The sequence below is a fragment of the Flavobacterium sp. genome (genome assembly GCF_044361065.1).
Taxonomy (GTDB): domain Bacteria; phylum Bacteroidota; class Bacteroidia; order Flavobacteriales; family Flavobacteriaceae; genus Flavobacterium.
In genome coordinates, this window is the sequence record NZ_JBIKJI010000088.1 from 1 (window position 1) to 8821 (window position 8821).

An 8821-nucleotide genomic window follows, 5' to 3' on the forward strand; every position below is an offset into this window, starting at 1 on the left:
TCGTTTGTTTGATGTTAATAAAGAAATTCATGTGATACCGAATTTCATTGAAATTGAAGAAACCCTTTTAGAAAATAAATCCATTTGTCAGCGTTCTGTTTTGGCATCGTCTAACGAAAAAATAATTACACACATATCTAACTTTAGAAAAGTAAAAAACATTCCAGATGTGGTAAAGATTTTTTACAATATTCAGAAAGAAATCCCTTCTAAATTAATGATGGTAGGAGAAGGTCCTGAAAAAATAATTGCCGAGAAATTATGTGAAGATTTAGGCATTGCAGATAAAGTTATTTTCTTTGGAAATAGTAACGATATTAATCAAATTTTAAAGTATTCGGATTTGTTTTTATTGCCGTCTGAAACTGAAAGTTTTGGTTTAGCTGCTTTAGAAGCTATGGCATTTAGTGTGCCAGTAATATCAAGTAACTCTGGAGGTATTCCTGAAGTAAATGAAGAAGGTGTTTCAGGTTATTTAAGTGATGTTGGCGATGTGGAAAACATGAGTAAAAACGCAATTTCTATATTAAATTCAGAAGAAACATTACTTCAGTTTAAGAAAGCGGCTTTTGAAGTAGCCAAAAAATTCGATATCAAAAATATTCTTCCTTTGTATGAAGAATTGTATAACAAAGCTATTAATTTAGAGTCTTAATTATGAAAATGTTTAAAAATAGGGTATTACTTATTGGTGTTTGTTTGTTGTTTCTATCTTGTAAACCTGCTCAGCAAGTTGTTGAGAAAGAAAAAGACAAGTACGAAGTGGTATTTAAAAGTCAAATAGGTGGGAAGAAAGAAAAATCTAATCAAGTAATTAAAAACTATGAAGAATTTAATGCGTTAATTACTGCTTTAAATATTGGAGAAGAATCTTTCGGTAAGTTACTAGCAATCGATTTAGAAAAACATGATTTGGTAGCTTGTTTTTTAGGCGAAAAAACCACAGGTGGCTACGATATTGAAGTAACTGACGTACTATTTACCAAAACGACAGCAGAAATTATCTTAAAAGAAACGGGTCCTGAAAAAAATGAATTCGTAACCGATGCATTTACGTCGCCTTATCTTTTTGTAATAATACCAAAAAACAAAACGATTTTAGTTAATTAACACTATACGTATCTAAAAATTCTTCTTGCACTTGCGTGGTAGTTACTGGTAGTCCAATTTGAGCAGCTATAGCAGCGTTTAAGCTAAAATTAGTATTTGTTTTTGTATACACTACACCTATGTTTTTAGACAAGTATTGTGTAGAAATTACGACATCTTGCTGCGGTAAAATGTTTACAGTTATAGGAAATCCTGCAATAGTTTGTGTGGTCGATATTTTTAAATTTACCACAATTTTAGTAGATTTTACATTCGGATACACATCGGTATTTGGTGAGGTAAAAGAAGTGAAATTTTCTCCACCAATAGATCTTAATCGGTATTCAATGGTAACCGGAAAGTTGCTTATTGTTTGTTGAAATGTGCCTGTTTTTTCAGATAAAATTTCACCATTTGTAGCATTTTCTTTAAAAATAATAAAATCTGTTAAGCTAAAATCTAAGCCGGCAGGAAGTGTTACACCTTGTAATGCACTTAAATTTCCTGTTAAAAGTAATTTTCCAGCAGATTTTCTTACGTTGTTGTTATTTAATGAAGTGCAATAAAAACCAGTTGCGATATTGTTTCTGTTCTTGAATTTTTTATAAGTGTTTGCACCCACTATTTCATCTCCAAAAATATATAAAGAATCTCTAGTATTGGCTAATCCCACTACATCATACGTCCAATAGTTTCCAGTATTTAATGGTATGGCATCTGTGAAAGTAGTTGAATTGTTTGGGTTGTTTGGGTTATTTGCATTGTTGTCAATTGTACTTTCTAAACCTTCCACAGCACAAGATACCAAACTTAAACTTAAAAGTATTACTAGTATTTTTTTCATTTTATGTATTTTTTGCTAATATAAAAAAAACATTCAATATTTTTGTATAAATTAATGATTGCATAATTTATTTTGAGATGGCAAATTCGATAGGAACACGTTTTACATTAACAACTTTTGGCGAGTCGCACGGCTTGGCTTATGGTGGAATTATAGATGGTTGTCCGTCTAATATTGCCATTGACTTAGCTTTTGTTCAATCAGAATTAGATCGAAGAAAGCCAGGGCAATCTAAACTGGTTTCCCAAAGAAAGGAAAGTGATACGGTTCAATTTTTGTCAGGTATTTTTGAAGGAAAAACCACAGGAACGCCTATTGGATTTATAATTGAAAATGAAAATCAAAAGTCTCAAGATTATGATCAATTAAAAGAAACCTTTCGACCAAGTCACGCAGATTATACCTACGATAAAAAATACGGAAATAGAGATTATAGAGGCGGCGGAAGAAGTTCGGCACGCGAAACGGTGAATTGGGTAGTGGCTGGTGCCATTGCCAAACAAATTATCCCGGAAATCAAAATTACAGCGTTTGTTTCTTCAGTAGGAACCATTTATATTGACAAACCTTACCAAGATTTAGATTTTACCAAAATTGAAAGCAATGCAGTTCGATGTCCGGATGAAGCTACAGCTGCAAAAATGGAAAACTACATTACCGAAATAAAAAAACAAGGCGACACAGTTGGTGGTACTATTACTTGTGTGCTACAAAATGTACCAGTTGGATTAGGCGAACCTGTTTTTGATAAATTACAAGCCCAATTAGGTAAAGCCATGCTATCTATAAACGCGGTAAAAGGTTTTGAATATGGATCAGGATTTTGTGCTGCCGAAATGAAAGGCAGTGCCCACAACGATTTATTTAACGAAGACGGCACTACCAAAACCAATTTATCTGGTGGCATACAAGGCGGGATAAGTAATGGTATGGATATTTATTTTCGTTTGGCTTTTAAACCTGTTGCCACACTATTACAACAACAAGAAGTCTTAACCCAAGACGGTCAATTGATAGACCAACAAGGCAAAGGAAGACATGATGCTTGTGTGGTACCTAGAGCGGTGCCTATAGTTGAAGCGTTAGCCGCTATGGTATTGGCTGATTTTACTTTGTTGCGATAATTACTTCATTTTATACATAATTTTTTTATACCTCTTACATACACTATCCATACACTATCTATGGAGTATCGATACACTATCTCTTTTAAATAAATTAGCTATTAGTTAATTTTTTATAAAAATATTACTTATTAATACGTTTTTATTAATTCTATAAAATTAATTTTTTGACATAAAAAAAATCCTTAATTTCTTAAGGAGTTAAATGTTTGTGGGCAATGAGGGGTTCGAACCCCCGACCCCCTCGGTGTAAACGAGGTGCTCTGAACCAGCTGAGCTAATTGCCCTATAAAATGCGTTACTTTCGTATTGCGAGTGCAAATATACACTCAAATATTACATTTCCAAGTAAAAAAATATAAATAATTATTTAAATTGTATATCCTCTAAAATTACTTTATCGGTTTGGTTTATTATGGTTAAGGTAACTTTTTTATTTTCAGATAATTGAGAATCAATTATGTATTTTTTTCCATTTTTATAAGGAACGTTGCTTTTTGAAAAATCGACATCACCATTAGAAATAGCTTCATCGATGGCTTTCATAGTGGTTGTTTTTTTAGCAAAAATGCTATCCACTGCTGCAGATGTTTTAAATGGTTTACTTCTAATGTCTTTTATGACTCTGCAATTTGGGAAATAACAAAAGGTTACGCCTCTTGAAGTCGCTTTTGCGGATAAAAATTCACCAACAAAGTAAAATCCAATTAATAATCCGAATAAATAAAATGCTAATCTGTAACGTAATGACATCTGTACTATATTTTAATACAGCAAAGATAGTACTATAAATAGGATTGTCAAAAAACTATTTTTGAGGTTGATTATTTTTGTTTTTAGTATGTTTTTATAATTAAATTAAATCATTTACAAAGTAAATACGAGAATAGTATGATAATGCATTTATGTTTTGCATAATTTCGTTTATATTTAATTTTATTATTCATTTTTTTAGGACTTTTGTAACTTTTTTCTTTTTTTGGAGTATAACTACTATAAAATAAATTATTTAACAAAAATTAAGCTAATTAACAATTACTATATTTTTACAACAATATTTTAACATTTTATTCGTTTTTATATTATCTAACTAAGAAAAGTCCTTCTATGAATTAAAAAATTACTTTATAATAATATACTGAATCATCTTTTTTTATTTTGTTTCAGTTATACGGAAATGCAAAACCAAACTATTATTAACCTAATTTTTTAATTATGAAAACCCAAACTAAGATTATTGTATTATCTAGCGCGTTATTAATACTTTTTTTAAGTATTAGAAGTTGTGCTAAAAAAGAGGAAGCAGTTGCATCAAAAGCAACGGAAAAAGTTAAAACCTCAGTTTCGATTCAACCGCCCTTACCAGAATTGGATATTCCTTTTCAACAATTTGAAATTAATCCAAGTCAGTCGAATGTTCTAGTTTCGAAAGGAGGAGCAAAAATTAACATTCCTGCAAATGCTTTTTTAGATAAAGACGGAAAAGTAGTACAGAGTAAAGTCACAGTTTCTTTTAGGGAATTTTATAATCCGTTGGATTTTTATCTTGCTGGTATTCCTATGAACTATACTGAAAATGGAATTGAAAAAGCATTTGAATCAGGTGGAATGGTTGAAATTAATGCTTCAACTAACAATACACAAGTATTTGTTAATAAAGAAAATAAAATAAAAGTAGATGTGTTGAGTTGGACCAAATCTAAAGACTTTAATTTATATGATTTGGATTCCGAATCAGGTGTATGGATTGACAAAGGAAAAGATAAGATTGAAGTTATTTCTGAAGCATCTGAACTTGAATCACTTCCTGAAATTCCACCAATGCCAAAAGTTGCTACAGTAGCTTCTTTTAAAATTAAAGACGACACAAGATTATTTCCTGAAATTGAGGAATATAATAATATTTTATTCGAGCCTGTAAATGTAGCCACTTGTAAAATATCAAATGCACAGGAAATGATAGTTAGACCATTGAAAAATGGAATTTATGAAGTGGTTTCGATTTTAAAATTTGGCAGTTTTAGAAAAGAAAGTAAATGTGAGTGTTATTTGGCATTTGAAGAGGGTAAAGATTACAATGCTGCATTAAGATTGTATAAAATTAAATATGATAAATTATTAAAACAACGCGATTTATTAAAAAAACCATGGAAGGATTATTATGCACTTGTTACTGAACATAGAAAAAATGACATTAAAAAATTAAACGGTGCTGAAAAAATAATAAGAACTCTAGAAATAAATGAATTTGGGTTTGTTAATTGTGACTATCCTACAAGCTATCCAACTGGAGGTACTCTGATTCCATCATATATAGACGAAAACGGCGCTAGAGTTACTTTGCCAAGTGTAGTTTTAGTTGATAAGGGTAGTAATGCGTTATTTCGATACACTAAAAATGTCACCTATAATCCAAATGGCAAAAATGTTTTATGGGGTTTAACTAAAGAAAACAAACTTGTTTATTTCAAAGAATCCGATTTTGCCCAATTACCTAAAACAAACAAAAAACAAAAAATCACAATGTATATTCATGATGGAGAATTAAAATCGTATACAGATATTATGAAAGTGTTGTTTTAATTTTTAAAGCACTATATTCATATACAAAGTAAATACGAGAGCATATTGATAATATACACAAAATAATATATTATTTTATAAAAAACAACTGTTAACCCTACTAAATAATGATTATGATAACTTTTAAAAATTACCTTATAAGGTATTTAAATGATGACGAACAAGGTAAGGTAATTAGAAATGTAAAGCGATTTAAATCATTTTACAGGCATAACAAAAATAAGCCTGCTGTTTTTATATTATTAAAAGCATTTGACTTTAATCTATCTGAGGAGGGAGATGCTTTTTGGCAAGAAAAGTTAGAACGAATAAATGATGTTGTAGTTATGTATCATTCAGTCGGAACGATAAAAAGTATAATTCCAGTATTTAAAGGCAATGTAATCGGAAATTGTTACTTTTTTGATGTTAATGGTTTATTAATTAGAATTGTACATCATAGTCGTTAAATTTATTATATTTGAAAACATAAAGAAATTACAAAATAATTTTATGAGTAAAAAAGACATACAGAGCAAAAGTAAAAGTGAGAATTTTGAATATGGCTCATTGGTTTTTAATAAAGTTAATAATAGAAATGATTTTTTAAGAACTATAGAACATTATTTGAAAAACTTTAGCATAAGTAGTTTTGATATTCGCTTAGGATTTAAAAAAAATTCAGTTTCAATTCCATTTGTTTTTGATGGTACTTATAAAAATTATCAATTTAGTGGCGTATTAAGTGCTTATTGTAAATGGGTTGATTATGAAATTGAGTATGTTTCTATTGAATCTTTTTTTGAAGATGTAAAATCATCTGAAAATAAAGAAATTAATAATATCATTAATAATCTTAATATTTCAATTGACTTTCCAATAGAAGGTTATCAATTAGTAGAGTTAATCTGGAACGATAAAAACACCCCAAGCGAAATCGTTCAGCATATAGAAAATGAATTAGAACAAATTCAACATGAAAATGAGTTATTTGAATTTTGTTCAAATGTCAATAACCAAGGTCCAAATACACCAGAACTTGAAGAAATAGAATTATCTTTAATAAGTGAGATTGACAAAAAATCCTTATCAATAATATGGATAAAAAAAAATACTAACTAAAACTTAAAATAAAAACTAAAGAATCAATAATAAACAAGATAATTAATAAATTATGATAAACATTTTTAAAACCAATTTAATTTTCATGGCTTCGTTATGTCAATTAACTTTCGGACAATCATATACTGTAACACCAAAAAGCACAAATGCTAATGGAACTACTTATGAAGTAAAAAAGAAAGATGATGCCTATACTAACCCAAAAACTGCAATAGATACTCAGTCAGCTCAGCACCTTCAAAATACACAAAATAATATTAGTTCTTCTGTAAATAATGTTGCAAACTCTTTATCTGCAAGTATGTCAGCTCAAATGAATCAAGCTGGATTTGTTTATTTAGGAAAGGGTGCTTACAAAGTTACTGAAGTAGGTTCTTCAGGTTTTGTTGGTACAAAAAGGTTAGTTGAAAGAGCCAATGAAGGTATTTCAAATTTCACAACTAAAATTGGTAAAAAGTATTTGATTAATTCTACAGAAATATTTAAACAAAGTTTTGGGGTTTTGCCTAAAGCAGTTGTAGTATTTACGTTAGTAGATGAAAATAATAATCCAATATTAACAGTTGAGGAAAATATAAAAAGAAGCAATGAATTAAGCGATAAATTTAAAAAGATAAAAACAGATATATTAATGAACAATGATTCTAAATATAAATCAATTGTAATAGATAACATTATTGGTTGGATGCCCGAAGAAAATAAAAAAGAAATAATTAAAATCCTTGAAAAAAGTAATAAATTTAAAGTAATTACTGATAAAACTAATATGCTTGAATCTGACAATAAGGCTACTGAATATTTATTTTTAAATATGAATAGGGAAGCTATTGGAGAATATTCAAGGTTAACTTATTTGACAATAAAAGACAACGACAACCAAATTATTTATGATGGAGAGTTTAAAAATATTTCATCTGAAGATATTTTACTACCGCTTACAATTCCAGAATATAAATATACAAAGGAAGCTGCGATTGAAAAAGTAAAAGAAATGAAGCAACTATTAGATTTAGGTGTTATAACTAAAGAAGAGTATGACTTAAAAGTTTTAGAGTTAAAGCCTATTTTAATGGGTAACAATTAGAATTAATTAAAAAAATGAAAACTATTAATTTTTCAGATTTAATACATTATTAAAAATAAATCATAAAAATATGAAATCATTCCACATTATTTTTGAACAAGAAAACATAAATTTAATTCTAATATTATGTATAATTATTATACTTTTTTTGTTGTTTCGAATTAATATTTATTGTAAAAAAAATGGTTTGCAAATTACTTTATTAAAAAAACAAATCGATAGTCAATATAAACAAATTGAAGCTTTACAAAATACTAAAAAAAATATTAATCTTAAAGTAAAAAATGAAAAGCAAAATGAAGATTTTGAAGCAATTAGTCAAATAGTAAATGCTAGAACCCCAAATTTAAATTCAAATTTGTCTTCAGACAGTTTTGATAAAATATATGATTTGATATTTAATGATTTAAAGCAAGGTAAAATTAATCACGTTTTAGGCACAAAGATATCTTTGAGACATGGTAAAATAGTCTTTGGTAACAAAAACAAAAGTGAGAGTAAAGAAAATATGAAATTATTATTTAGTTATTTTAATAATTCAAAAAAAACTAATGTTATGAATCTAGATAGAGATGATTGGTTTGCTTTAATTTCAAAACTAACTAAAAGTAAAACTAATACTATAGACTATATTTATTACAGGGACTTTTTACAGGAAACTTTAAATAGGTATAAAAAATTACAATAAATATTATTCTAACAAAATTCATTTAAAATGTTATTTTTACTACTTTTGAAGAAAATTTGACACCTACAACTTATGATTTTTGATAGACAAGATATTAGCAACGAAACGTTACTTACTTTATATAAAAAATTAGTTAAACCCCGACTAATTGAGGAAAAAATGCTCATTTTGTTACGACAAGGAAAAGTATCAAAATGGTTTTCGGGTATCGGACAAGAAGCTATTTCTGTAGGAATTACGTGTGCTTTAGATTCAGACGAATACATTTTGCCAATGCATAGAAATTTAGGCGTATTTACCTCGCGTGA

The 8821-nt window shown here is 28.4% G+C and carries 11 protein-coding genes and 1 tRNA gene; 9 read left to right on the top strand and 3 right to left on the bottom strand.

Translation table 11 applies throughout. The annotated features are described in order from the left end of the window. Both ACIQ11_RS06570 and ACIQ11_RS06575 read left to right on the top strand, forming a co-directional pair. The coding region (locus ACIQ11_RS06570; protein WP_396153893.1) for a glycosyltransferase at positions 1 to 655 on the top strand (655 nt) is incomplete at its 5' end. A gap of 2 nt (positions 656 to 657) precedes the next feature. Further along, a complete protein-coding gene (locus ACIQ11_RS06575) occupies positions 658 to 1110 on the top strand; it encodes a protease complex subunit PrcB family protein (protein ID WP_396153894.1) in 453 nt (150 codons plus the stop codon). Here the strand turns inward: ACIQ11_RS06575 and ACIQ11_RS06580 are convergent. Continuing rightward, complete coding sequence (locus tag ACIQ11_RS06580; RefSeq protein ID WP_396153895.1) at positions 1103 to 1933, bottom strand: hypothetical protein; 831 nt, start codon at positions 1931 to 1933, stop codon at positions 1103 to 1105. The two genes, ACIQ11_RS06575 and ACIQ11_RS06580, sit on opposite strands and share 8 nt — an antisense overlap. A 77-nt stretch (positions 1934 to 2010) precedes the next feature. Between ACIQ11_RS06580 and aroC the strand changes: the two genes are divergently transcribed. Continuing rightward, a complete protein-coding gene (aroC, locus tag ACIQ11_RS06585; RefSeq protein WP_396153896.1) occupies positions 2011 to 3057 on the top strand; it encodes a chorismate synthase in 1047 nt (348 codons plus the stop codon). A 212-nt stretch (positions 3058 to 3269) separates the two neighbouring features. Here the strand turns inward: aroC and ACIQ11_RS06590 are convergent. Beyond that, a tRNA-Val gene (locus ACIQ11_RS06590) sits at positions 3270 to 3344 on the bottom strand. A gap of 79 nt (positions 3345 to 3423) precedes the next feature. Next, positions 3424 to 3810 (bottom strand): DUF4258 domain-containing protein, encoded by a 387-nt coding sequence (locus tag ACIQ11_RS06595; protein ID WP_291242787.1) that lies wholly within the window; start codon positions 3808 to 3810, stop codon positions 3424 to 3426. A 462-nt stretch (positions 3811 to 4272) separates the two neighbouring features. On the opposite strand from ACIQ11_RS06595, the gene ACIQ11_RS06600 reads away from it, so the two are divergent. From ACIQ11_RS06600 to ACIQ11_RS06625, 6 genes are all read left to right on the top strand, one after another. Then, the gene (locus ACIQ11_RS06600) at positions 4273 to 5640 is read left to right on the top strand and encodes a hypothetical protein (protein WP_396153897.1); all 1368 of its coding nucleotides are present in this window, start codon (positions 4273 to 4275) and stop codon (positions 5638 to 5640) included. A 107-nt stretch (positions 5641 to 5747) separates the two neighbouring features. Further along, positions 5748 to 6089 carry a hypothetical protein gene (locus ACIQ11_RS06605; protein ID WP_396153898.1) on the top strand — a complete coding sequence of 114 codons (342 nt, stop codon included), beginning with the start codon at positions 5748 to 5750 and terminating at the stop codon, positions 6087 to 6089. 43 nt (positions 6090 to 6132) lie between these two features. After that, a complete protein-coding gene (locus ACIQ11_RS06610; RefSeq protein ID WP_396153899.1) occupies positions 6133 to 6741 on the top strand; it encodes a hypothetical protein in 609 nt (202 codons plus the stop codon). Positions 6742 to 6793: 52 nt separating this feature from the next. After that, positions 6794 to 7825, top strand: a complete 1032-nt coding sequence (locus ACIQ11_RS06615) for a hypothetical protein (protein WP_396153900.1) — start codon at positions 6794 to 6796, stop codon at positions 7823 to 7825. Positions 7826 to 7895: 70 nt separating this feature from the next. Then, entirely contained in the window at positions 7896 to 8513 is a 618-nt protein-coding gene (locus tag ACIQ11_RS06620; protein WP_396153901.1) for a hypothetical protein, read from the top strand. A gap of 72 nt (positions 8514 to 8585) precedes the next feature. Then, positions 8586 to 8821, top strand: a 236-nt coding sequence (locus ACIQ11_RS06625; RefSeq protein WP_396153902.1) for a thiamine pyrophosphate-dependent enzyme, incomplete at its 3' end; no start/stop codon positions are given.

Bases quoted from the DNA above. Each gene is read 5' to 3' on its own strand.
- ACIQ11_RS06575 (WP_396153894.1), top strand. From the start codon at position 658: ATGAAAATGTTTAAAAATAGGGTATTACTTATTGGTGTTTGTTTGTTG.
- ACIQ11_RS06580 (WP_396153895.1), bottom strand. From the start codon at position 1,933: ATGAAAAAAATACTAGTAATACTTTTAAGTTTAAGTTTGGTATCTTGT.
- aroC (WP_396153896.1), top strand. From the start codon at position 2,011: ATGGCAAATTCGATAGGAACACGTTTTACATTAACAACTTTTGGCGAG.
- ACIQ11_RS06595 (WP_291242787.1), bottom strand. From the start codon at position 3,810: ATGTCATTACGTTACAGATTAGCATTTTATTTATTCGGATTATTAATT.
- ACIQ11_RS06600 (WP_396153897.1), top strand. From the start codon at position 4,273: ATGAAAACCCAAACTAAGATTATTGTATTATCTAGCGCGTTATTAATA.
- ACIQ11_RS06605 (WP_396153898.1), top strand. From the start codon at position 5,748: ATGATTATGATAACTTTTAAAAATTACCTTATAAGGTATTTAAATGAT.
- ACIQ11_RS06610 (WP_396153899.1), top strand. From the start codon at position 6,133: ATGAGTAAAAAAGACATACAGAGCAAAAGTAAAAGTGAGAATTTTGAA.
- ACIQ11_RS06615 (WP_396153900.1), top strand. From the start codon at position 6,794: ATGATAAACATTTTTAAAACCAATTTAATTTTCATGGCTTCGTTATGT.
- ACIQ11_RS06620 (WP_396153901.1), top strand. From the start codon at position 7,896: ATGAAATCATTCCACATTATTTTTGAACAAGAAAACATAAATTTAATT.